This window comes from Vibrio aestuarianus (assembly GCF_012395185.1).
Lineage (GTDB): Bacteria > Pseudomonadota > Gammaproteobacteria > Enterobacterales > Vibrionaceae > Vibrio > Vibrio aestuarianus.
This window is the reverse complement of the sequence record NZ_JAAZTU010000013.1, coordinates 1-25,532: the sequence shown is the minus strand read 5'-3', so window position 1 is coordinate 25,532 and position 25,532 is coordinate 1. Positions and strand designations below refer to the sequence as shown.

14 protein-coding genes are annotated in these 25,532 nt (G+C 43.0%); 3 read left to right on the top strand and 11 right to left on the bottom strand.

The genetic code is table 11. The features are described 5' to 3' along the window. Nucleotides 1-69: 69 nt before the first annotated feature. Entirely contained in the window at nucleotides 70-2,778 is a 2,709-nt protein-coding gene (gene malT, locus HGG78_RS08105; RefSeq protein WP_053308916.1) for an HTH-type transcriptional regulator MalT, read from the bottom strand. A gap of 565 nt (nucleotides 2,779-3,343) precedes the next feature. Here malT and HGG78_RS08100 point away from each other — a divergent pair. The 3 genes from HGG78_RS08100 (at nucleotide 3,344) to glgB (ending at nucleotide 10,468) form a co-directional block, all read left to right on the top strand. After that, entirely contained in the window at nucleotides 3,344-5,797 is a 2,454-nt protein-coding gene (locus tag HGG78_RS08100; protein ID WP_053308915.1) for a glycogen/starch/alpha-glucan phosphorylase, read from the top strand. A gap of 130 nt (nucleotides 5,798-5,927) precedes the next feature. Next, nucleotides 5,928-8,105 carry a 4-alpha-glucanotransferase gene (gene malQ, locus HGG78_RS08095; protein WP_172532580.1) on the top strand — a complete coding sequence of 726 codons (2,178 nt, stop codon included), beginning with the start codon at nucleotides 5,928-5,930 and terminating at the stop codon, nucleotides 8,103-8,105. Nucleotides 8,106-8,284: 179 nt separating this feature from the next. Next, nucleotides 8,285-10,468, top strand: coding sequence for a 1,4-alpha-glucan branching protein GlgB (gene glgB / locus HGG78_RS08090; protein WP_172532579.1), 2,184 nt, complete (start codon nucleotides 8,285-8,287; stop codon nucleotides 10,466-10,468). A 205-nt stretch (nucleotides 10,469-10,673) separates the two neighbouring features. Here glgB and HGG78_RS08085 read toward each other — a convergent pair whose 3' ends face one another. The 10 genes from HGG78_RS08085 to HGG78_RS08040 all read right to left on the bottom strand — a co-directional run bounded on the left by HGG78_RS08085 (nucleotide 10,674) and on the right by HGG78_RS08040 (nucleotide 25,133). Beyond that, nucleotides 10,674-12,680, bottom strand: coding sequence for a heparinase II/III domain-containing protein (locus tag HGG78_RS08085; RefSeq protein WP_172532578.1), 2,007 nt, complete (start codon nucleotides 12,678-12,680; stop codon nucleotides 10,674-10,676). Between the two features lie 17 nt (nucleotides 12,681-12,697). After that, nucleotides 12,698-14,107 carry a glucuronate isomerase gene (gene uxaC, locus HGG78_RS08080; protein ID WP_172532577.1) on the bottom strand — a complete coding sequence of 470 codons (1,410 nt, stop codon included), beginning with the start codon at nucleotides 14,105-14,107 and terminating at the stop codon, nucleotides 12,698-12,700. A 92-nt stretch (nucleotides 14,108-14,199) separates the two neighbouring features. Further along, nucleotides 14,200-15,366 carry an oligogalacturonate lyase family protein gene (locus tag HGG78_RS08075; RefSeq protein ID WP_172532620.1) on the bottom strand — a complete coding sequence of 389 codons (1,167 nt, stop codon included), beginning with the start codon at nucleotides 15,364-15,366 and terminating at the stop codon, nucleotides 14,200-14,202. 64 nt (nucleotides 15,367-15,430) lie between these two features. After that, nucleotides 15,431-17,200, bottom strand: a complete 1,770-nt coding sequence (locus HGG78_RS08070; RefSeq protein WP_172532576.1) for a sodium:solute symporter family transporter — start codon at nucleotides 17,198-17,200, stop codon at nucleotides 15,431-15,433. A gap of 372 nt (nucleotides 17,201-17,572) precedes the next feature. Continuing rightward, nucleotides 17,573-19,012, bottom strand: coding sequence for an EmmdR/YeeO family multidrug/toxin efflux MATE transporter (locus HGG78_RS08065; RefSeq protein WP_338326131.1), 1,440 nt, complete (start codon nucleotides 19,010-19,012; stop codon nucleotides 17,573-17,575). 43 nt (nucleotides 19,013-19,055) lie between these two features. After that, nucleotides 19,056-20,690 (bottom strand): pectate lyase, encoded by a 1,635-nt coding sequence (locus HGG78_RS08060; protein WP_172532574.1) that lies wholly within the window; start codon nucleotides 20,688-20,690, stop codon nucleotides 19,056-19,058. A gap of 182 nt (nucleotides 20,691-20,872) precedes the next feature. Further along, complete coding sequence (locus HGG78_RS08055) at nucleotides 20,873-22,156, bottom strand: ABC transporter substrate-binding protein (protein WP_172532573.1); 1,284 nt, start codon at nucleotides 22,154-22,156, stop codon at nucleotides 20,873-20,875. Nucleotides 22,157-22,177: 21 nt separating this feature from the next. After that, nucleotides 22,178-23,320 carry an ABC transporter ATP-binding protein gene (locus HGG78_RS08050; RefSeq protein ID WP_172532572.1) on the bottom strand — a complete coding sequence of 381 codons (1,143 nt, stop codon included), beginning with the start codon at nucleotides 23,318-23,320 and terminating at the stop codon, nucleotides 22,178-22,180. Nucleotides 23,321-23,337: 17 nt separating this feature from the next. Continuing rightward, the gene (locus HGG78_RS08045) at nucleotides 23,338-24,246 is read right to left on the bottom strand and encodes a carbohydrate ABC transporter permease (protein WP_053308905.1); all 909 of its coding nucleotides are present in this window, start codon (nucleotides 24,244-24,246) and stop codon (nucleotides 23,338-23,340) included. A 2-nt stretch (nucleotides 24,247-24,248) separates the two neighbouring features. Beyond that, on the bottom strand, nucleotides 24,249-25,133 hold the full coding sequence (locus tag HGG78_RS08040) for a carbohydrate ABC transporter permease (RefSeq protein WP_053308904.1): 885 nt from the start codon (nucleotides 25,131-25,133) through the stop codon (nucleotides 24,249-24,251). Nucleotides 25,134-25,532: the final 399 nt, after the last annotated feature.

Sequence of the window (25,532 nt, the reverse complement as noted above, 5' to 3'; positions counted from 1 at the left end):
GAATTTTTTCATTCGGGCAGTGCATCTATAGAATAGAAAAAGAGCCAGTTTTTACTGGCTCTTTTTGATCTAGTAACCCATTAATTGCAGAAGGTTTTCCGCTGTGCTGATAGCTTCTTTACGGTTGGCAATATTGAGTTTTTGGTACAAGTTGCGAATATGCGTTTTGATGGTCGTTCCCGCAACATCGAGCTCCTGTGCGATTTGTTCATTACTAAAACCAGAGTAGATAAGCCCGAGAACTTGCCATTCGCGTTGGGTAAGTGGACTGGTGCGAACTAACTCAGGGATGTTAGGGTGGTTGACTAATTTTTCAACGAACTCTTCGTCAAAATGAACAGAACGACTGCGTTGTGTAGTCGAGATTTCTTTCATTAACTGCTGAGCTCGATGACGTTCTAAGTCTCCTAGTTCTGAGCGAGAAGCGAGTTTCTCTAGTAGGTGGCCAATCTTTGCGCCATCAATCAAAAAGTTGCCGATCATGCCAGTTTGGTTGGTTAACTTAAGCGCTTCTTTTAACTTCTCTTTGGCCAGTTCATCATCATGTAATGTGGTGGCAAGAACGGCTTCAACGATTAAGTTTCGATTCGTATCGGTAAGAAGCTGATAAGTCGTCGCTTCACTTTGTAAGAAGGCGATCGTTTGAGCAGCTTCATCGAGCAGACCTAGGTGGATCTGACAGCGAGCAATGTTGCGCCATTGCAATTGTGAGAAGTGGTTGCAGGCTTTCTCTGGTCGAATAGTGGTATCTAGCCACTGTTGCATCGCTTCATTATCCCCACGAGCTTGCCAGAATAGAATCAGAGACAAGGACGCGTTGGCTGTCCAGTCAACGTGGTAGGTCGACTGTTTAAGCAGATGCTGGATCTGCTCGATAAACTTCCCTGCTTTATCGAGTTCACCGCGTCCAATGGCAATTCGCGCGAGCATTGAATAGCTATGTAAGTGCTTACTTGGCGAATGATTGCCAAGCACACGTAGTCCTTTATAAGCGCACTCTTCAGCTTCATCTAATCGATTCCAACACCATAATATTTGTGCTCGTACGCGCAGCAAGAATTCATGTAGTGGAACTTGCTGCAGTTGTTGCTCTTCTATTAGCTTAAAGGCCACATCCTGGACTTCAAAGGCTGCTTGAACATAACCTTGAGCTATCAAAATTTCGCTTTGTTGCAATAAAGCCCAAAGAACTTGGTGGAATACTTGATATTGGCGACCAAGCTTTTCTGTCTGTTGCATCATTGACAAAGCACGGCTGAGTTGACCCAGCACATGATTCACTTCACCAACTACTGACGTAGCCACAATGCGGCTTCGATAAACGGTATGGTCCAACTGGCTTAATGACAGCTCTGCAAGTTCTAATGCTTTTTCTGGTTCATTTTGGTTAATGGCGACTTGTGCACGCAGGGCATTAAATTCACCTTGTTCTTTGGTGGTGAGTTTAACATTGAGTGCGTTCATTTCTTTGTCGGCTTTGGCCAGCAGATCTCCAACATCGTTGTAGCGATGTTGGCTTTGGGCGAGCCAAGCTTGCAACATACACAGTTTCGGTTCGCTGTAGAGTTGAGTGGGTGAGAGTTGATTAATTGCCTCTTCCAAAGTTGCGAGCTCACCTTGGTTAAACATTTTCCAACCGTATTGTGTCAAAATAGCGGCTAAGAGGTCTGCATCATTGGCTAAACGTGCATGCCTCAGTGCTTGATGTGGAGTTGATTCGGCTAGCCAAGCGTGTGCTGCTGCGCGATGCAGTTCCTGTTCTTGCTGGGGAATTCGCGCTAAGCGCTCATGAGCGAGAAATTCTGCGAACAAATTATGGAAGCGATACCAGTTATGTTCCCCTTCCAATGGGTAAATAAAGAGACCATAGCGGTTTAAGGACTCAATCATACTCAATGCATCGTCACGCTTGGTAAGCGCGGTTACTAAGACATCATTGAAATGATCCAGTACTGAACACTGCATCAAAAATTGACGTGTTTCTTTATCAAGCAGATCAAACACTTCCTCAACTAAGTAATCCCAAAGATGTGCGTGATTAAATTGCGAGACGGATTCAGCCGTTTGAGCCAATGTGCGTTTTTGATGCTGAGCTTGCAAGGCAATCAGTTGCAAAGCGGATGGCCAGCCTTCGACATAAGTTCGCAGATTATTTGCGGTGTCGTCATCGACGCCATCGACGACGCGTTGATTGAAAAAGCGTGTGGTTTCTTCGGTATCAAAAGCAAGCAGTCTATTACCTATTTCGATCATCAAGTCGCGAACCCGCAGGTTTGCTGTTCCTAAAGGTGGGGTTGCGCGGCTAGTGACCACCAGGGTGAGGTTGTCAGGCATGTGTTTTAGGAAAAAACGCATTGCTTCATGAATTTCATCATCAGAGATTAAGTGGTAATCATCGAGCACCACATAACACTCTTTATTAAAAGCTGACATTTCGGCAAAGACTTCACTAAATAGTGAATGAAGTGACGAAAACTGACGTCGCTCTGCTAACTTCTGTGCATTGGGGCAACTGTGATGGGTTGCTTTATTAATCGCCTGCAACAGGTAGTTCATAAAGCGAAAAGCATCGTTATCGCTTTCATCAATGCTATACCAGCCAACGTTAGGTTTATCAGAGAGCCATTGTGCAGCCATAGTGGTTTTGCCGTACCCCGCAGGTGAACGAAATAGAACCAGTTTGTAGCAAGGCGCTTGGGCCAGCAGTTCGAGTACTCTTGGGCGAACGATGGCGTTGTGTAAGCGCCCAGGGCGAGTCAGTTTCGAAGGAATCCACATATTCCATATCCCATTGGTAATGGTTACTTTATCAAAAGTACAATTGCGCACTTTATCATTTAGTGTTTGGTAAAAAGTCGTACAGTTAAACATTTTATATGGATAGTACTTGATGTTGAGTGGCGTGTTTATTGATCCATAACGAGATTTCTGTTGGATTCACACTTACCACTCATCTACGCCCTAGTTTTGTGTTCTGTGTCACTAAATCTTCTCAATTATGTGCTAAACAGAAAGTTGGTATGTACATCACTCAATGTAATTAGTGAGGTCGAGTCATTTTTTTGGGATATCTATCTCATTATGAGTAATTGTTTATACCGCAAGAAATTTTAGTTTTTAGCAATGAAGTTAAAGATATTGGTTAAGTGATGTGATCAGAATCACTCGTTATTCGAAGGATATCTCAACTAATGAGAGATGGATCACCGACACGATTGTGCTCCCCCCTCTACGCCCTGACTCCTCCTCCTAAATGTGCCTGTGAGTAGGAGGATGCCGAGCCTTTGATGGTGATGCACGATATGGCACAGATGGATTAAAACGGATAAGTGAGATTTCCCTGATGAAACCTACGCAACAGAAAAAGTTCGATAAAGCTTCTTTCCAAAAGAACGTGGTAAAACACCTTACTGCAACTTATGCAACCAGCATTGAGCATGCCAGTAGCCGTACTTGGTACTTGGCGATGGGTCGTGCACTCGCAGAATTAACAACGTTTGACTTACTTGAAACTGAGCAAGATGAGCGAATCGTCAACGCGAAAAGTTTGAATTACCTTTCTCTTGAGTTCTTGATTGGACGTTTAACAGGTAACAACCTGATCAGCATGGGTCTGTATGAACAAATTACAGAAGCAATGACTGAGCTAGGTCAAAACTTAACGGATCTTCTTGAAGAAGAGCGTGACCCATCATTAGGTAACGGTGGTTTAGGTCGTCTAGCAGCGTGTTTCATGGATTCGTGTGCTGCTCAAGAATACCCAACTGTGGGCTACGGTCTGCACTATGAATATGGTTTGTTTAAGCAGTCTTTCAAAGAAGGTCATCAGCAAGAAGCGCCTGACGCATGGCGTGGTGTTGAAGGTTACCCTTGGGAGATCGCTCGTCCAGATATCGCGCAAGAGATCGGTTTTTATGGTCACGTTGAAGTGGTTAATGAAAACGGTATCGAGAAGCGTCGTTGGGTTCCTGGTATGTATGTACAAGGTATGCCATGGGATTTACCAATTGTGGGTTACGAAAGTGATACGGTTTACCCTCTACGTTTGTGGGAATGTCGTGCGATTGCGCCTTTCTCACTAGAAAGTTTCAACAATGGTAACTACTTCGAAGCGCAGCATGCGTTAATCGATGCAGGCAACATCACCAAAGTTTTGTACCCAAATGATAACCATGAAAAAGGTAAAACACTGCGTTTGATGCAGCAGTACTTCCACAGTGCAGCGTCAGTACGTGATATTTTGCGCCGTCATGAAGCCGCCGGTCATGCAATTGCCGATCTACCTAAGTACGAAACCATTCAGTTAAACGATACGCATCCGACTATCGCTATTCCAGAATTGATGCGTATCTTGATCGATGAAAAAGGCATGGGTTGGGATGAAGCATGGGCGATCAGCTCTAAAACGTTCGCTTACACCAACCACACCTTGCTACCTGAAGCATTGGAAACGTGGAGTGAATCTTTGATTCAACGCTTGTTGCCTCGTCATATGGAAATCATTTACGAGATCAACCACCGCTTCCTACAAGAAGTTCGTGCTAAATGGCCTGGCGATGTTGCTAAACAGCAAAAACTGTCGATCATCCAAGATGGTTTCCACCGTATGGTTCGCATGGCAAACCTTTGTGTGGTTGGCTCTTACGCGGTAAATGGTGTGGCAGCACTTCACTCAGAATTGGTGAAGCGTGATTTGTTCCCTGAGTTCAACGAGCTGTACCCAACTCGTCTGCACAATGTGACCAATGGTATTACACCACGCCGTTGGTTGAAGTTCTGTAACCCTGGTTTATCCGCACTGATTACTGAAAAAATTGGTTCAGATTGGCCAGCACATCTTGATCAACTTGAAGCGATTGCTCAGTACGCTGATGATGCCAAATTCCAAAAAGAATTTATGGCAGTGAAGAAGCAGAACAAACAACGCTTAGCTGATTGGGTTAAAGAGAACATGGATATCGAACTTGATACCAATGCAATCTTTGATGTGCAAATCAAACGTCTACACGAGTACAAGCGTCAACACCTTAACATGCTGCACATCTTGTCTCTGTATCACCGTTTGATCAATGACCCAACGTTTGATATGGCACCACGTGTGGTCTTCTTTGCAGCGAAAGCGGCGCCGGGTTACCACTTAGCGAAAGAGATCATTTACGGCCTTAACAAGATTGCAGAGAAAGTGAATAACGACCCTCGTATTGGTAACAAATTGAAAGTGGTCTTCATCCCTGATTACCGCGTGAGCATGGCTGAAATCATCATCCCAGCCGCTGACGTATCAGAGCAAATTTCAACTGCCGGTAAAGAAGCTTCTGGTACTGGTAACATGAAAATGGCGCTAAACGGTGCATTGACTATCGGTACGATGGATGGGGCGAACGTAGAAATTCGCGAAGAAGTGGGCGATGACAATATCTACATCTTCGGTTTAGAAGTCGATGAAGTGGAAGCGGTGAAAGCGCGTGGTTACAACCCATACGATTACTACAACGCTGATCCTTTGCTGAAAGCATCACTGGACCTGCTATTAGGTGAAGAGTTCACCCCAGGTGCGCCAGGCAAACTGCGTGCTACTTTTGATAGCTTGCTTGATGGTGGTGACCCGTACCTAGTGTTAGCAGACTTTGCTTCTTACGTAAAAGCGCATGAAGCGATGGATAAGCAGTACCGTGATCAAGCTGGTTGGGCTAAGAAAGCGATTCTGAATACCGCATTAGTGGGCAAATTCAGCTCAGACCGCAGTATCAGAGATTACGTCAACAACATCTGGAAATTAGAAGCAGTTAAGCGTTAATTCTTAACTTAGCCAAGGCATTCGTGCCTTGGCTCTTTGCTTCTTTTGCAAATAAAAGTACTCATTTACAAAACACTACTATTAAAACCCTACAGTTTTGAAGGGTAAAGCAGTCCCTTCGGAGAGAGCGATGAAAGAACTAAACGCATTAAAACAAGTCGCTGAAATGGCGAAATTAGCCGACAGCTATGTGAGCGCGTGGGGCGACGAAGCGAAAGTGGAAGATGAAACCCTTATTCGCTTATTGGCGTCTTTAGGCTATGACACAACCAATGATGAAACCTTGCTGAAATCAGCAGAGAAAAAACACAAAAAAGATGTATTAGACCCAGTTCTCGTTGTTCGCGAGGGTGAGGCAGTGGAAATTCCACTGTACTTAGGTATTAGCGCACGTGAAAGTGAATTTAACTGGCGCTTAGAAACCGAGCAAGGAGAGGTACTTGAAGGCTATCTTCAGTCACAAATCGTTCGTGATGATCGTGCCGAGGGTGGCCCTCTAGTGTTCACATTGCCAAATGATTTGGCATGGGGTTATCACAAATTATTGGTGACGCGTAAACGTCGTAAAGCACCTTATGAGCTGACTTTGATTGTGACACCACAAGCGTGTTACAAACAAGATCCAATTAGTCAGGGCAAAAAAATGTGGGGTCCAAGCGTTCAGCTTTATACTCTGCGTACGCAACACAACTGGGGTATTGGTGATTTTGGCGACTTGAAACAGTTGGTGTCAGATATTGCCTCTCGTGGTGGTGATTTTGTCGGTCTAAACCCAATTCATTCACTGTTCCCTGCAAACCCTGAAGGTGCAAGTCCATACAGCCCCTCTTCTCGTCGCTGGTTAAATATCCTCTATATTGACGTAAGCTCTGTTCCTGAATTCGCCTTAAGCGCAGACGCGCAGCAAAAAGTGGGCAGTGCAGACTTCCAGCAACGTTTACAAAAAGTTCGTGAAGCGCACTGGGTGAATTACACTGAAGTGGCTGAACTAAAAATGAGTGTTTTGCCATTACTATTTACCGAATTCAAAAAGCGTCATTTAGATAAAGGTAGTGATCGCGCTCAAGCGTTTCTGAATTTTGTTGAAGAAGGTGGTGATAGTCTACTTCACCAGGCGACTTTTGATGCGCTTCATGTTGAATTACATGGCCAAGATTCTAGTGTTTGGGGTTGGCCTGTCTTCCCTGAGAAATACCGCCGTTTTGAAAACAGCGCGGTTCAGAAATTCATTACAGATAACCAAGACCAAGTACATTTGTACATGTATTTACAATGGATTGCTGACAGCCAAATCAATGAAGCTCAAGCCTTGGCGGAAGAAAAAGGCATGGCAGTGGGTCTATATCGTGACCTTGCTGTTGGTGTGGCTGACTCGGGCGCTGAGACATGGGCCGATGAAGGCAACCTAGTGCTTGACGCTAGTATTGGCGCGCCGCCAGATATTCTAGGCCCGCTAGGACAAAACTGGGGCTTACCACCACTAAACCCACAAGTGCTTGAAGCAACGGCTTACGATGCGTTCATCAAACTGTTGCGTGCTAACATGAAGCACTGTGGCGCATTGCGGATTGATCATGTACTTGGTTTGCTGCGCTTATGGTGGATTCCAAAAGGTGAGAATGCAACCAAAGGGGCGTATATCTACTACCCAGTGAAAGATATGCTCGCTATTTTGGCTTTAGAATCTCATCGCCATCAATGCAGTGTTATCGGTGAAGATTTAGGTACTGTTCCTGATGAAATCGTTGATATTTTGGCTGATGCTGGCGTTCATTCTTATAAAGTCTTTTTCTTTGAAACGGCTGAAGATGGCGGCTTTATTTCACCGAAACATTACGCGGCTCAATCGATGTCGGCCTTATGTACTCACGATATGCCTACTTTGCGTGGTTTCTGGCACTGTGATGACCTGAAAATGGGCAGTGAAATTGGTCTTTATCCTGATGAAGAACAATTGAACGTTCTGTTTGATGACCGTTTAAAATGCAAACAAGGGATCTTAGATTCAGTCGCATGGCATGGTTACCTACCAGAAGGGATTGGCCTTGATGCGAGCCTAGTGCCAATGGATTCATATTTGAGTGAGGCATTACAACTTCACGTTGCCGCTGGTTCATCCACTTTGCTCAGCGTTCAGCTAGAAGATTGGCTCGAGATGGATAAACCGGTCAACATTCCTGGTACTGTTGACGAGTACCCGAACTGGAGACGTAAATTGTCGATGAACCTTGATGAGCTCTTTGGGCGTGAAAATGTTAATCGTATTGCTAATCGCTTGACTGAAGTTCGTGCAAGTGTGAGTAAATAAAGACTCACTAAGCCTCATTGTATTGGCTTAGTGTCATGTTTCTTTGTGATTGCACACAGAATTTTAGCGTAAGTCACTCAATGTAATCATGGAGTTCGGTACACTGTACTCCGCTAGTATGCCCGCCGGTTAGCGGGCATTTTTTTACTTTGAAAGAAAGTTAGGTTAGGAGTAGGGATATGAAAATAAAAAAGCTTTCAAAACAAAAGCAGGTATATAGCCAACTTTCTCATGCAGCATTTGCTGATCCGTTTTCATTTTTAGGCCCTTATCTGGCTCAGGATCAAGGGGCGTTACGTGTATGGATGCCGGGTGCAGATAAAGTCGAGTTGGTGATAGAAAATCAACCTCGAATTGAGCTCGAACGTGAGGAAGAATCTGGTTTTGTATTGAAATCTGACAGGGATTTACGTTTTACTCACTACCAATTGGCCATCGATTGGGCTGGCACTGAGCAGTTGATCGACGACCCGTATCAATACCATAGCTTGTACGCAGAATATGATGATCTTCATACACCGAAGTCGATGTACCATCATATGGGGTCGCAATTTATTACGCTTGAGCGTGACGGTAAACAGGTCTCAGGTACGCGTTTCTTGGTTTATGCTCCACATGCACAAGCGTGCAGTTTGATTGGTGCATTTAACGACTGGGATGGTCGTCGCCACCCAATGCAGCGTCTTGATTACGGTATCTGGGGCATTTTTATGCCTGATTTAGCCGAGGGTACCCAATACAAATTCGAACTTAAAGGTCCACATGGTGAAGGGTTGCCACACAAGGCGGATCCTTGGGGCTTTTATGCCGAGCAATACCCTTCTTTTGCCTCTGTGACGTACGATCATAGCCGCTATCAATGGCAAGATGGCGCATGGCAGACTCGACCTGTATCAGAAAAGCGTAAACAAGCGTTGTCATTTTATGAGTTGCATGTCGGTTCTTGGCGTCGTAATGAACAAGGTGAGTTCCTAAATTATCGAGAACTTGCCGAGCAATTAGTGCCTTACTTAGTTGACTTGGGTTATACCCACGTCGAATTAATGCCAGTTTCTGAGCATCCATTTTACGGCTCATGGGGTTATCAACCGGTAGGTTTATTTGCGCCAACCAGCCGCTTTGGTACGCCGGATGATTTCAAATATTTTGTTGAACAATGTCACCTAGCCGGTATTGGCGTTGTGCTAGATTGGGTTCCTGCTCATTTCCCAGCAGACAGCCACGGTCTGGCCAATTTTGATGGTACACCACTGTTTCATGATCCAGACCCTCGTCGTGGTTGGCATCAAGATTGGAATTCGTATATTTACGACCTTGGCCGTGAACATGTACGCCGTTTTCTTGTTTCCAACGCTTTGTATTGGTTTGAGCAATTCCATATAGACGGTATCCGCGTCGATGCTGTTGCTTCAATGCTCTACCTCGACTACTCGCGTAGCCATGACCAGTGGATTCCCAATGTAGACGGTGGTCGCGAAAACTACGATGCGATTGCTACCTTAAAATGGATGAATGAGGAAGTGTATAAACACTTCCCCAATGCGATGACCATTGCTGAAGAGTCTACGGCTTTTCCAGGAGTTTCTGCACCGACCTTTATGGGCGGTTTAGGCTTTGGTTTTAAATGGAATATGGGCTGGATGCACGACAGCTTATCCTATATCCAACAAGATCCTGTCCATCGCAAGTATCATCATGACACCATTACCTTCCCGCTTGTCTACGCGCACAGTGAAAACTATGTATTGTCTTTGTCACACGACGAAGTGGTGTATGGAAAAGGTTCTATCCACAATAAAATGCCCGGTGATGAGTGGCAGCAAACGGCGAACTTACGAGCGTATATGGGCTACATGTATGGTCAGCCGGGTAAAAAGCTCAACTTTATGGGCGCGGAAATTGGCCAAACCGCAGAGTGGAATCACGACGATCAGCTGCAATGGTTCTTACTACAATTTGAACGTCATCAGGGAGTGCAAAATTTAACGCGTGATCTGAACACCGTCTACCAACAACAGAAAGCGCTATTTGAATTAGACAGTGAACCGCGTGGTTTTGAGTGGCGTCTTCAAGATGCAGCCGACGCCAGTATTTTGGCTCATGAGCGGATTAGTGAAGCGGGTGAACGTGTGCTGATTATCACCAACTTTACTCCCGTACCTCATGAAGAATTTCAGCTAGGGATGCCTGTTGATGGTGAGTATCAATTGCTACTCAATACCGATGATGAGAAGTACGGCGGCAGTGGTTTTGAGGTGCTGTCCTCTGCGAAAACGGAGGCGGTTGAAAGTGAAGGTTTGCCTCAATCGCTGCTTTTACGCATCCCGCCGTTGGCGACCATTTTCTACAAATTGAACGCTTAAATTGGTTCAATACCTAAATCACTTGAAGTTGCCGCTAGATGTCAAGTGAGTTCATTCCCGTCAGCATAGATAAACTATCTTATTGGGGGGAGCGAATGTAGCCAACACCGCTGTAGCTTCAAGTAAAAAGGGTATATTTACCGTGTAAAAAAGGGATTGAATTCAATCCCTTTTTTTATGGAGAGTCATCACTGGCTGATGAACATTATGATTGTTCTAGTTTTACGGATGAGTTTTTAAAATCAATGTTGACGGTAAATCGTTCTTTAGATTTACGGAAAGTGATGGTCAACATTTGCTGCTTCCATTCACAATTTAGTAGTTGGTAGTGGTCATTGAAGTCATGAAGAGTGACGCATCTGAGTTGTTGTAGATTGCCTCTGATCAATAAATAAGAAAGATCACTTGTCGCTGGGTTATCCGGCGCAAGTCCTGTCAATATTGAGTGGCCGCCGTCAATATGGTGATGCTGCGTATAGGTTGTACTGCCAGCGATACGATAATTGACTCGAGTGATTGCGTCATCAATCTCCGCCTTTTTACAACTATGCATGCGTGCTAAAGGCCCCTGCAATGGGTTTGTTGTTTCACTAAAACGGCAAGGTAATCCGTTGAATGTACCGCGTGTATGCCAAGTGAGATCTAAGTTTTGTTGATGTGGATTTTTGACCTGATTAATTTCGATGGCCAGATCGCCAAGCCATAAAATGCTTCGTCTAAATTGAATGTCTCTATAGGATTCTTCATCCCACTGCTTGATAGTATGGCTATCAACGGTTGCAGCAGGCTTCCGCCAATCTACACAGGTATCGATGTATTGGTAGTTATCATGTTCAATATAATTGATGACTTCAGGGTTGGCTGGCGTTTGATTCTTTTGATTGACGACCAGAGTATTATGACTAGCGCTGTTTTTATAATACCCATAATGCAATTCTGCACCATAACCTGTAGTGCCTAAATCGGGCAGAATTTCTTTACCATCTTTGATCAAAATAAGCCCTAGGCGATCGTAATGGTCGTGCTCACCACCGTAAGGAGAATGCTTTAATAGCAGCATATTCTTATGGTTAGCATCCTCGAACAGCGTAATACCGGATTGTGGTGCATGGATAGGATTGCTGGCAATGGGTTCAACGTCAGGGAGGGTTTCAACGCCATAAAGCAGTGCGTCAATATTGTCTCTATCTTGTGACTTATAGATGCTGGTTAAGGCTGATGCAAACAATGGTTGTTTAAACTCACTGTATGCATATTCAAACAAATGGGTGTGGTTGAGTTTTTCTTGTCCCGCGATACAGTCATTGAGTTTTGGGAAATCACCCGTATTGAGAATGAGCTTTAACGGGAATGAAAGCATAGTTAGAAAGGCGGGGTGATCCGCTAATGAATAGCGAGTACCACGCGCCAGTTTTTCGAAAGCCATTAAGGCTTGCAATGCATAATAATGGTAGTGGATCGACCCTTCAAACCATAGACCTTCGCCACCAACACCGTGATCGAGTTGGTATTTCAAGCCATACGGTGTGTTGCATGCAAAATCGATATATTGCTCGTCATGGAGGATCAAGCCTATCACGCCAACCGTCGCATTAATTTTCATTTCATGGTTATGCAGTTGAGGTGTGCGGTGTTGCATCAAAAACTCAGCACCTTCACGCAATAAACGGGTTTCAATGTACTCACGCTGAGCTGGGCTTAATGCTTCACGGATAAAGTCATAACCGAGTGCAAAATCAAGATTACAGTTAGCTTCACACAAAGTTTGGGCGTTAGCTTTACCTGGTCCGTTATAAGGAATACCGCCGTGTTCCTCATAGGTTGGATAATACTTGGCGTATTCCATTAATAGAGCAGCAACTTTATCAAAGTATTCCTGCTTACCGGTAATTTGCCACAGCAACCCCAACTGATTACACGCTTTCGCATTTAAGCCATTGAGACCACGCCACCATGCACCATCATACGGTTCACCGGTAAACACCTTTCCATCAACGGGGCAGCAATGCTGGGTTGGTTTTTGGCGATCCCATGTGAGTCTAACGCCATGCTCTGGGCAAAAATAATATAAATTCCAGGTTGCACGGTTATCGGGCGGGACTAATGTGTCGGAATAAAGAACGATTTCATTTTCTTTTTCTAATTGCTGGATAAATGTTGAGCTTGCTCTTTGACGAATGGTTTCAATCTGCTGAGAGTTAAATTGCAACATAGTGACTTACCTAAAATTTAAAAGTGGAAATAGCGTTTGGCATTTAAAAAGCAAATATTTTCAATTGATTGTTTTAATAGTTCAGGGTCGTTAGGTATTTCACCGCTATTGACCCATTTTGCTAATAAGTTACACAACACGCGGCGGAAATATTCGTGTCTGGACATTGAAAATAAGTTTCTGGAATCGGTCAGCATCCCGACAAAGGCACCTAATGCACCTAAATTTGCCAGAGCGCTCATTTGATTGATCATGCCTTGCTTGTGATCGTTAAACCACCATGCTGCGCCAAGCTGAACCTTGCCGGCACTGGTGACGGAGTCTTGAAATGCGCCAATTAAACATGCAATAGACCACGTATCTTTCGGGTTCAAATTATAAAGAACTGTCTGTGGTAATTGATTGGTTTGGTCTAGTTTATCAAGCAGTAAGGCAAGTGGAGTGACCACTTCGGCATCATGCATGATGCTAAAACCAGTTCCAGCCCCAATCTGTTGCAAGCGGCGTTGGTTTACGTTGGGCTGAACACCGATATGAACTTGCATTGTCCATTGACGCTGGTGGTATTGTTGGCCGAGAAACTGGAAAGTCGCGCTTTGCCATTGCTGCTGTTCTGCATCACTAAGGTGTTGCAGCGATAGCATTTTTTGGAAGATAAACTCAATTTGTGTATCGTCATACTCGGCGTAGTTGACGATGTTAATGCCAATATCTGACAGGCGGCAACCAGCTTGATGAAAATAGTCGATCCTCTGGATTAACGCAGCTTGAAAATCACTAAGCTGGTGGATTGCAATACCAGTGCTATGACTGAGTTTTTTGAGCATATCGCCAAAAATGGTCGGTTGGCTGACATTAACTAATGCGTCAGTTCTAAAGGTTGGCAGCACTTTGACAGCAAAGTCAGACTCAGCCAATGCGTGGTGATAGTGTAAATCGCTTAGAGGATCATCAGTTGTACAGAGTGTGTCAACCTTGTTTTTTATCAAGATATTGCGAGCTGATAATACACCGCTAGCTAATAGGTCATTGCAGTGCTGCCATATCACTGGGCAGTTTTTGGGATTGATCAGGCAATCTAAATCAAAATAGCGCTTAAGTTCTAAATGGCACCATTGATATAACGGGCTGCCGATTAAGTACGGCATCACCTCGCACCATTTTTCAAACTTCTCATATTCAGAGGCATCACCGGTAATAAAGTGTTCCTCAATGCCAACGCTTCGCATGGCACGCCATAAATAGTGATCGTATTTTAGCCAAGCTTCCGCAATGCTTTGGTAACTGCGATCAAGCCAAATATCTTTTGCTTCAAGGTGATTATGGTAATCAATGATCGGTAAATCAGAAGCGTAGTTGTGGTAAAGATCGTTTGCTAAATCGCACTCAAGTAAAAATGCATCAGTAATATAAGAGCTTGGTATCATGGGCTTTTCACATCATTACGGGGCAAGATAAGGCAAAGCACGCTGTCTTTGCCTTGGGGTGAAAACTGTCAGTGGTTGCTTTCAGTGAAGGTTTAATTGACTAACTCTTTAGGTATCTCTGTTAGATAAAGAGCCGGAACTCCTTCAAAATCACTGGTAAATAGCACGCTGCTGTCATCTGGAGTAAACGATGGGTGTGGGTGAGTGATTTGTCTATCGCCGTCGAGCACTTGCCAAGATGTATTGTGCTTGGCTAATTTCGCGTAGGTTTTAGTTTTGGTATTCAAAATATACAGGAATGGGTCGTTTTCGATGTTATAGCCAGAATCATCGGCAACATCAACCGGAGTATCACAGCCATCACCAACCATTAAAGAACCGTCAAAGTTGCTCATTAAGTGAGAACAAGGCGGCATAACCATTACTTCTTCATTTTCTAAAGTTACTGGGTCAGCTTTGTAAATAACACGCTCGGCTTGCCCCTTGAAGTATGAGACATAAGCCATTGCACTACCATCAGGAATCCAGAACTCGTGAGTGCAGGACTCGCCAGGAGCGTGGCTCTTGATTTTGCGTACATTACTGCCGTCTTCATTGACTAGCCACATACGTGCATCGACTAAGTCATGTGGACCTTCATGACAGAAACCAATGGTTGTATCATCAAATGGGCGGTAAATAGGATGACCAAGCCATGCATCTTCTTGGTGAACTACTTCAAGCTCACCGGTAGCGATGTCAACTTTAATTAGACGGCAGGTTGGGTTGGTATGGTAAAAATCATGGAATTTTTTCCAGTCGGTCAGTGGTTTCCAGCAGCTTTTTAAAATTTCAATACCTACCAGCTTGGTGCAGTCGCTATTCGCTACCCAAGTACCATAGCCTTTCCACTCTTTATCTACGGTGTAAATAATGGTTTCTTCGAGTGTATCGAGGTCAACCTTCATCAGGTTGAGTTCATTTTTCACATAGAAGAATGAGCGTTCATCGGTTGAAATAAATCCGCCGAAAGTATTATCGCCTTTACCTTCTGTGAGTTGCTTTGCCGTTTGGGTTTTGAAATCAAGCAGGTAGTAGTTGCGATTTTGATCAAAGTCACCAGCAAATAGCAGTTTACTTCCATCTTGAGTAAAGCACTTTTGGTAGAAATAATTACGGTGACACGTGATGTCTTTTGGTGTTAAACGGGTGGTTACTGCTTGCGTATCACTGTCAACAAATTGTTCAAACTCAAGCTGGATAATATCGCCTTTGGCCATTTTTTCTCTCTCCGGGATAAGACTACCAACCGTATTAGGGCTGGCAGTCAGTAAATCAGTAGGGTTAGTTTGTTGATGTGATAACTTTGTTACCATTCGAATCTAATCGAGCGCTTTTCTTCAGTGCATAGCCGATAGCAAAGATAGATGCTGCACAGCCAAGGAAGAGTATACGTCCCCACAGTGGGTTTGGAATCAATATCATCAGTGTCAGTCCCGCAGCCATGTACATTACTAGTGTGCCTAGCTTGTTACGTTGCATACGGTCAACGATATCTTGACCATCTTCAGAGACACATTCGGTTTCAACATCTTTAAAGAACTGTTCACAAACTTCTTTATTGGCATCTTGCTCTTCTTTGTAGAACAAGGTCGTTGCCCAGAAGAAGCCAGCGGTAAAGATTAAGTGTGCTGCAATGGTAATCGTTGTGCGGAACTCAGAAATTTCACGACCCGTTAGCTGATCAATTCCGAACCATCCAGCGACAACTTGAGGGGTAAATACATTGACGATTGACCAAGAAACAAGTGCGCCAAATAGTACTGTTGCCCATGGTGCCCATTTTGGCGTTTTGCGAATAATCATACCAAAACACAGTGGTACTAGGATTGGGCCTTGTAGCAGTGTCGATACTTGCATCATCAGGTCAAAAAGGCTCACTTCTTTAAGAGAGGTGAAGAACTGAGCGGTTAGAATAACCAGTAAGCCGTTCACCACACACACAGCTTGACCTGCGCGAAGTTGCTCTTTATCAGATGCTTTACCTTTACGAATAATAGTTGAGTAGAAACTACGGACAAAAATACCAGAGTTACGGTTTAGTGCTGAATCCATGGAAGACATTGTTGCTGCAAACAAACCGGCCATTAATAAGCCTACAGTACCTATTGGCATGTATTCACGAGCAAAAACTAAGTATACAGCATCACTCGCTTTAGCGCCTAGTGCTGGGTATTCAGATGCAGCATCAGGGTACATAATTGCCGTCGCCCATGGTGGGATGAACCAAATGATTGCGCCTGCTAGCATCATAAAACCAGCCATTAGTGCAGCTTTACTAGCATTGTTCGAATCTTTTGCATTTAAGAAACGGTAAGAGTCTTGCATATTATTGATACTTTGTAGCTGTTTAACCACAAAGAACAGGAACGAACAGACAATCAACACAGGGTAGTTCATATCAGGGCCAACAAAGAAACCTGATGGGAACTCAGTGATAATTTCACCAGGTCCACCGACAACAACTAACGCAACAATTGCACATGCAATGGAGATAATGGCAATCACCAGCGTTTGGATAAAGTCAGAGGCGACAACACCCCAAGCACCACTTAGTAGTGAAATAAGCAGAACCGCAATACCTGTCACCCAAATGGTGGTCATGATATCTGCATTAAATACGGCTGAAGCGAAAACGCTTAACCCGTTTAGCCAAACGCCACCATTAATAATACTTAAAGGGATAATCACCCAAGTAAAAAATTGTTCGTTGGTGCTGTTAAAACGTCGACGAATACCTTCTGTCGGCGTATCAACACGCATTTGGCGGAAGCGGCGAGCAAAGTATAAGTAGGCAAAAACATAAGCAAGAATGTTACCAATAAAAACGCCCAAGACAGCAAAGCCATCATTGAAGGCTTTACCTGCAGCACCAGTAAAAGTCCAGGCTGAAAATTGTGTCATGAAAGCCGTTGCACCGACCATCCACCAGAGCATTTTACCGCCCCCACGAAAGTAGTCGCTGGTGCTATTGCTTGCCATTTTTTTGAATATCAGGCTGATTGCTACCATAAGAGCAAAGTAACCCGCTATTACAAGATAATCGTATTCCATCGTTGAACCTCGATAAGCTGTTTTGATTTTTATGTATTATAAATAATTTTTATGTAGATTATTGTGATTAAAATCGAAACGTTGGTTCATTTTTAATTTTTAAAGTAAAAATGGTGATCTGGATCAAGTTTTGAGGCAACGGATGTGAAATGTGTATGATGATGCATATCACAATGAATTGCTGAGATAGGAAGCTATGTTGGAAAGTTTAGCATTCGTAGAGCAATAGATAACTTTATCCAACAAGAAAGTTGATAGTCATTTCTTGCTAGTCAACGTCAGCCATGTGAGCTCATAGGGGAATACAATTCAGTGATCAGTAAAGTAAGAAGCATGCTTGGTCAATTTTATCACTGGTATGCTTCTTCCTTTTTAATTTTCGGTTTTTATTTTTGGTTCTTGGGTTGATAGATAAATTGCGAGCCATTTGCGGCTGATCATTCGATAAAAATAGCAACCAGCACGTACCCACCAATCAACATACATACCGATCCATAAGCCATAAATACCGTAATTAAAGACGATACCCAACAAGTACCCTAGCATAATACGGCAGCCCCACATGCTCGCTATTGCAACCCACATGCTGTATTTGACGTCTTTTGCACCTTTAAAAGCTGTAGGCAGAACAAAAGAAGCCGCCCAAAGAGGCATCATGATTGCGTTGAGATAAATAAGGTTGACCACCATGTCTATGACGGCGGTTTCGGAGGTGTAGATACTTGCTATCCAATGAGCAACTGGCGCACTCAATATGGCTAGCAAGGTCAGCAGTATGGTTGAAATCAAAAAAATTAGCTTCATTTCTAAAGTCGCAACGTTGAGCTTGTTTTGTCCAAGTCTGCGACTGATGAGTACTGTTGAAGCCATTGCTAATGCATTACCGGGAATATTAATAAACAATATAGCCGAAAATGTGATGACATTGCCGGCCATTGCGACAGTACCCATGCCCGCCACCATCATTTGCATAATGAGTTTACCCACATTAAACATTAATGATTCAACACTAGCTGGGATCCCGATCCGTAGGATTTCTATTAACGTAACTCGCTTAAATGGACGATAGTAGTCGGCTAAATTGACACTCATCGATGAATTTCGTGTCAGGGTGATAAGAATGATTACGGCGCCGACGTATCTCGCCAGTGTAATACCGATGCCGGCACCAAATAAGCCCAACCCATGAAAATCTATTATAGAGATACCGTAAGTGAGCGGATAGCTGAAAAGAATGTTAAGTAAGTTCATGAAGATGTTGCAGTAAGCGGGTTGTCGCGAATTCCCAACTGCTCTTAAAATGCCGCTTCCTGTTAGCGTGATAGCAAGGGCAGGATAGCTGCAAGCAATAGTCTTTAAGTACAGAGCTGATAATTCAATAACATGTGGGTCTGCACCATAGGCGACAATATCCAAGAGTGGATCGGCAAAACAATAAATAGCAAGGCACGCTAATACACTGATCAATAAAGAAAGGTTCATTACCTGGCTTGCGCCATCGACAGCCTGAGTACGATGACGCTTACCGAATGCTTGAGAAATCAGTACTGACCCACCCAAAGCAATAGCGGTTAATATGGCTAATACGATATAGGTAACACTATCGCTGATCCCTACTGCTGCGGTTTCATTTTGACCAATGCGACTGACCAAAATAGTACTGACGATGCCCATCAGTACAACACAGGTGAGTTCGACAATAATTGGCCAAGTAAACGGCAATATACTTTTTAAGATCAAAATCTGTGTTCGTTGTCGAAATCGTATAAATGATGATATGACCCGTTCATTATAATTTAAAGGATTTAACACATTGCACTCCACGTGGCAGGAGTTTTGACATTTCTTTTTCGATCTATTTGCATAATTGGCTATAGAGAACCTCATAGTCATACACTGTTTTTAACTCGCCATTGATGAACTGTTCACCGTGTAAATAGCCACCTGTCGAAATGGCGGTTGGAATCTGGTCATAGAGATCAAGGTGGGCAGCTTCAAGAGCAATCAATGCATATGGGGTGGGATCATCTAGTCTGACATAGCGATGTAAAGCGCTCTTGCAGAATAAATCATCAACATAGTGGTCATTGACTAAATGTGTTGCAATATCGTCGGCAAGGCTAAGTAGGCGATCATCTGAACTATGGTGGTGTAGTTCTAATATTGCAATCAACAAGTAAGCGGAACTTATCGCACACTGGCTAGCAACATGCACTGGCTTTAGCGTATTTGGATCTAACTCTCCTAATGAAAAGCGTGCAAACATCCGACAAGTGAGTTGTCGTATATCGATGTTTGTGCTGGCAATGCTTGCTCTTATAAGAGGAAGTAAATACGCTGGATCAGTTGCTTGGCGTGAAAGTGTTGTACCTTTCTCACCGTAGTAGCCGTCTCTTAAAAATTGGTAATCAGTCATGTCTTGGGCGTCATTCCACATCGGAATGATTTCGTTTTTTTCTTCATCCCAAGCGTAGTGGAAATAGGCGTTGATACCTTCAATGGCCCATTGTGCCATCTGTTCATCATTAATCATACGAGCACAGTGTAAAATCGCAAGAGGGTTATCGACAACCACTGGCCAACTATCACGAAACAGCACATTGGCTTCCAAAGCAATATCACCAAATTCAGGACCAAATTGGCGTTTAGCACGATCACCAAACCAAGAATAGGTGATTCGATCATCTTGAGGAACTGGCTCTCGTTGCAGTGGTGATGAAAACTGATAAACCGGCATTTTTGTGATGGGATGACGCGCAAGAACAAATTGCTGATACAGATGCTTAGCCCATTTGATCGCATCGGTATCGCCCGTGTATTTATAATAATGACAAGCAGCGTAAATTAAGTCGGTCGATGCATTGACAAAGGTTAGACCGATGGTTTCAGGTAGTTTTGGCCATTGTGCTGGGTCGACCACTGCTTGAGGGGTATGCTGTTTGAATATATCACTGGCGAATTGTTTACCGTATTGTCCGTGTCGACTTAAATCTAGCTTTTGCCAATCAGAGACATGCGCTGCCCAAAAACCTTGTAAAAATCGTTCGGTTTTATCCGGCGAGACTTGATGCAATAAATCATAAAAAGGGAAGTGGTGTTTTAGCTCATGGACGCACTCCTTACTCGCTGGACCTTCAATTTCACCACTGTCTTGGTTAATAAAGCGATGGCCTCCCCAATGAAATAAGCCGCTAGCTGGGTCAACATAATGCTCTAGGAAATACTGGGTAACGTCAAAAGCCTGTTTAGCATAACGCTCATTTTTTGTAATTATAGTGAGGGCGACTAAGCCACGCAGGAAATTTTGTTGGCTTGCAAAATTACTCATTGGAACTTGTTTATTGTCAGGATAGGTCCAGTTGATGGGCTTATGTGTCTGCCGATCGACACCATCGGCCAATAATGAGGTTTTTGAAGCTTTGGCGTAATCGAATAAGTTCTGGTAGTAATCGGTTAGCAAAGGCAAAAAGGATGGACGAATTTGAGACATATTAAGGCTCCAACATTAATCAAATTGAATCAATTTATGGCGAAATTACTGGTTATGAAGGAAAACGGTTAGACATATTGAAATATGAATTCAGCATAAATTCACTGTGCAATATAAATACTTCGGTTGGTGTAGAAACAACAACTCCCCCTATGCCTTAGAACATAGGGGGAGCTCAGCTATTATTTAGCGATACGAGCTAATACGCGGTTACCACGACGCAAGAAGTTTTTTGCGGCTTCTTCTGGGGTTGACTGACCATAGTCTAAATGTTGCATCTCTTCACTGAACAGTTCCATGAGCTGTGCATTATCGGTATACGCTGTTGGAGTTACGGTTTGAGGTAACTGCTGAGCTTGCTGATAACCGAGGAATGACAAACTGTCCTTTTTAATGTGGTCAGTGCTTTGTAGTTGATCTAAGCCAACTTTGCTTAGCGGAATTCCACGAACTAAGCCCAGCGCTTCTACGCCATCAGGATCGTTAAGTAAGAAGTTCACCAATTTTGCCGCTTCTTCGGGGTGTTTTGTATTACGGCCAATAGAGAACATCATTGAAGGACGAGCCAGCAATCCCGCATCGGTTGCGCTTGGTAGCATTGGATATGCCCCCAATTCTAGATACATTGGCGGTTGCAGGTTATTGGCGTATTTTTCTACAGCAGTATCCCACATGTAAATACCACCAAATCGACCATCAATCCATGGACGCATTTCATATAAGTTGCCTTTACCAAATGAGGCAAATTCTTTTGTTGAAGGGAAGACATTATTCTTCACCTGATCAGAATAAAGTTGGAAGAATTCGGTCATCTCTTGTTGAGTGAAATTCAGCATATTGGTGTCGTGGCTAATGATATCTTTACCATATTTTTGAATGAACAATGAACGATTCATTGCGAATACATCCCGAGCTTCAATCACCAATGGGTAGTAGCCACTCCCCAATTTTTCTTTGAATATTTGGCCTGCAGCCATCAATTCATCCCAAGTCTTCGGATAAGCAACGCCAGCTTTTGCCCAAGTATCTTGGTTATAGTAGAACACACGAGATGTCATGCTTACAGGCAGCCCGTTCACTTTACCTTGTACTGTCGTCATGTTGATCGCTTGTGCAGGGAACTGGTTTATTTGTAGTGCATCGAACCTCTGATTCATATCATAGAAGCCCATACCATCTCTTGAAAAAATCGGTAGCCAGTTCCAGTTGGTTTGCATTACATCCGGCTCAGTGTTGCCAGCGATTTGAGTGGTTAAACGAGAGAGGTGTCCATCCCAACCAGTATATTCCCCTTTTACAACAATATCAGGGTATTTTTCTTGGAATTTTTCTAATGCATTTAGTGTTGCTTGGTGACGAGCGTTACCACCCCACCAAGACATACGAAGTTCAGTTTGTGCGAATGCACTGGCAGCCATAGACCCAAGTGATAGTGTTATAAGGGTTGTAATTAACTTCTTGTTCATTTTTATAGCCTCCAAGCTAATTTATTTTTGTAGGGAGATGTTCATTTCTGTATCTTTGTCAAAGATATGGATTTTCTTCATGTCAACCAAGAAGGTGACGTCTTTTTTCAATTCCATATTAAGTTTTGCTTTTACATCATCAATCGGCACGCGGCAGGTAAATTCGGTTTTACCCACTCGGAAATAGACAAACACTTCATGTCCCATGTTTTCCATACGGATAACATCACCTTTAAGCGTTTGAATACCGTCGAGATCTTGATCGGTTAACGCTAACGTAATGCTGTCTGGACGGATGCCTAACACAGTGTTCTTGTAACCGTGAGTGCGGATATTGGTTGCTTTTTGGTCAGATAAATAGAGTTGTTGGCCTTCAATATTGATAGAAATTCTTTCGCCATCATCTTCAAGTACAACATCACGCAAGTTCATTTCAGGGGCACCGATAAAGCCTGCGACAAACATATTAACCGGGTTGTTGTAAAGCTCTTCGGGGGTATCCACTTGCATGATCTCGCCTAGTTTCATGACGCAGATCCTGTCACCCATGGTCATTGCTTCTGTTTGATCGTGAGTCACATAAACGGCTGTTGCTGGACGATTTTCTGCTTTCAAATGTTTATGGAGATCAGAAATGCGTACTCGCATTGAAGCGCGAAGCTTGGCATCCAAATTCGATAGTGGTTCATCAAACAAGAACACCTCTGGTTTTTTGACGATGGCACGACCTACGGCAACACGTTGTGCTTGACCACCTGATAGTTGACGAGGTAGACGGTCTAGTAGGTCTTCAATCTCTAGCACTTGAGCGGCCTCATTGACGCGTTGTTCAATTTCATCTTTTGGTAATTTTTGCAATTTCAAACCAAAGCCTAAGTTCTCTTTTACCGTCATGTGTGGGTATAGAGCATAGTTTTGAAACACCATCGCAATACCGCGATCTTTGGGAGCTAAGTTGTTGACGGTTTTACCGCCGATCGTGACTTCTCCACCTGTGATCGTCTCTAGACCTGCGAGCATGCGAAGAGTGGTTGATTTAGCACAACCAGACGGACCAACAATTACCAAGAACTCACCATCTCGAATCGTTAAATCGATATCTTTCACCGCTTTGAAACCATTCGAATATACTTTTTCTAATTTGTTGAATTTTACTTCTGCCATTGTTTTTACTCCGAAAATTAACCTTTAATGCCGCTGCTAGTGACGCCTTCAACAAAGTACTTTTGAGACATGAAGAAAACGATGATAGATGGAATGATTGCAATGGAGGCCATCGCTAATATCTCGTTCCATTTTGCTCCCTCTGTTACGTCTATAGACATTTTCAGAGCCAAAGCAATGGGATATTTCTCTACGCTGGACACATAGATAAGTGGGCCGAGGAAATCATTGACTGACCACATGAACTGGAATAAAGCAACGGAAATGATGGCAGGGCGAATAACTGGCACCACAACGTACCAAAGTACTTGCAATGAGTTACAGCCATCGATCATTGCCGCTTCTTCCATATCTGTTGGAACCCCCCTAAGGAATTGCACCAACATGAAAACAAAGAAGCCTTGAGTTGCGAAAGCCAGCGGTAGGTAAAGTGGTAAATAACTATCCAATAAGCCCATTTCGCGGAACATTAGGTATTGAGGTATTAACAATACAGATTGAGGAAGTAGTACAGTCGCAATTAATGTGGCGAACCAGAACTTTTTCCATGGAATATCGAATCGAGCAAAAGCATAAGCTACGATAGTGGACGATACGACGGTAAAGAATACTTTTGGTAATACGTAATAAAATGTATTGAGGATATAGTGACCAAATGTAAATTCAGTCCCTGTTTTCCAACCATTAATGAAACCTTCTAAGCTCCATTCATTGGGTATCAAGCTCATTGATGAGAAAATCTCATGGTTAGGTTTCATGGCTGCAGTGAACATCCAGAGCAATGGATAGAGCATCATGATGCCGACAACAATCAGTATTGTGTAGCGTATAAACGCATTGATCTTTTCTCGACGAATTGTTCGATTGTTTTCTAAGTTGTTGCTTGTGAGAGGCTGTTTATTAGTCTCAATTGTGGTTGAAGTCATCGCTATTTCCCTCCTTTATCACCTGAGTAGAACACCCAGTATTTTGATGAACGGAATGTAATTCCTGTAAAAATGGCAACAACAATAAATAGAGACCAAGCTAAGGTACTGCTATAGCCCATATCAAAGAATTTGAATGCCGTTTCATATATATAGAGAGAGATAAGGTACGTTGATTTCATTGGCCCACCTCCAGTTACTACATAAGGAGCAGTAAACTCTTGGAAAGCTTGTGTGGTTTGCATAATGAAGTTGAAGAAGATAACAGGTGTAATTAATGGAATTGTCACTTTAGTAAACATTTGCCATTTACTAGCACCGTCAATAAGAGCTGCTTCATATTGAGATTGTGGCACATTTTGTAACGCTGCTAAGAAAATAACCATAGCAGAACCAAATTGCCATGCACGTAATAATGTGATGGAAAACAGTGCGAAAGAAGGTTCGCCTAGCCAATTAATAGCATCAATGCCAATAAAGTTAAGTGCACCATTTAATACTCCGTCTACGGCAAATATTGCCCGCCATAATACGGCAATCGCAATACTGCTGCCCAAAATAGAAGGGATATAGTAAGCGGTACGGAATAGACCAATTGCTTTCAGTTTAAAGTTCAGAATGAAGGCAATAAACAGAGCAAATGCTAACTTCACAGGGATAGTCAAGAAAACGTACATGAATGTAACACTCATTGACTTCCAAAAAAGATCATCTTCAGTAAGCATGTACCGATAGTTCTCAATGCCAACAAACTCTGGTGTTGTCATCAAGTCATAGTTGGTAAAGCTCATCAAAAATGACGATATAAATGGAAAAGCGGTAAACAATATCAGCCCAATAATGTAGGGAGATAGGTACGCTAGTCCAAGCTTTCGACTTTCATACATTTTCTAATCCTCGTAAATGATAAATGCCAAGAAGTTGAATGCTTCGTTCCAAAAACACCCCTTAGCTTCCATCTATATTTAAGGCTGATTTTTGTATGCGATCCATAATGATTGTTGATATGTGTGATCAATGGTGTTTTTTTTGAAATATTTTTAATAAAAATATGAAACATCATTTCTATTTGTTTTATTTCTGTGTGTGAAATAAATGTGAGGTCAATTTTTATGATGTGAGTGAATTGAGAGTATTTGTAAGAATTCTTCTTTTTGAGAATTATGCGATTTTTATTGTTTTACTTATGTTGTTGTTTATTAAGTTGTTATTTTTTTAATTTTTATTGTGTGTGTTGTTCATTAGGTTGATTTTATGGATTATTTTAAATTCGATCACATAAATTT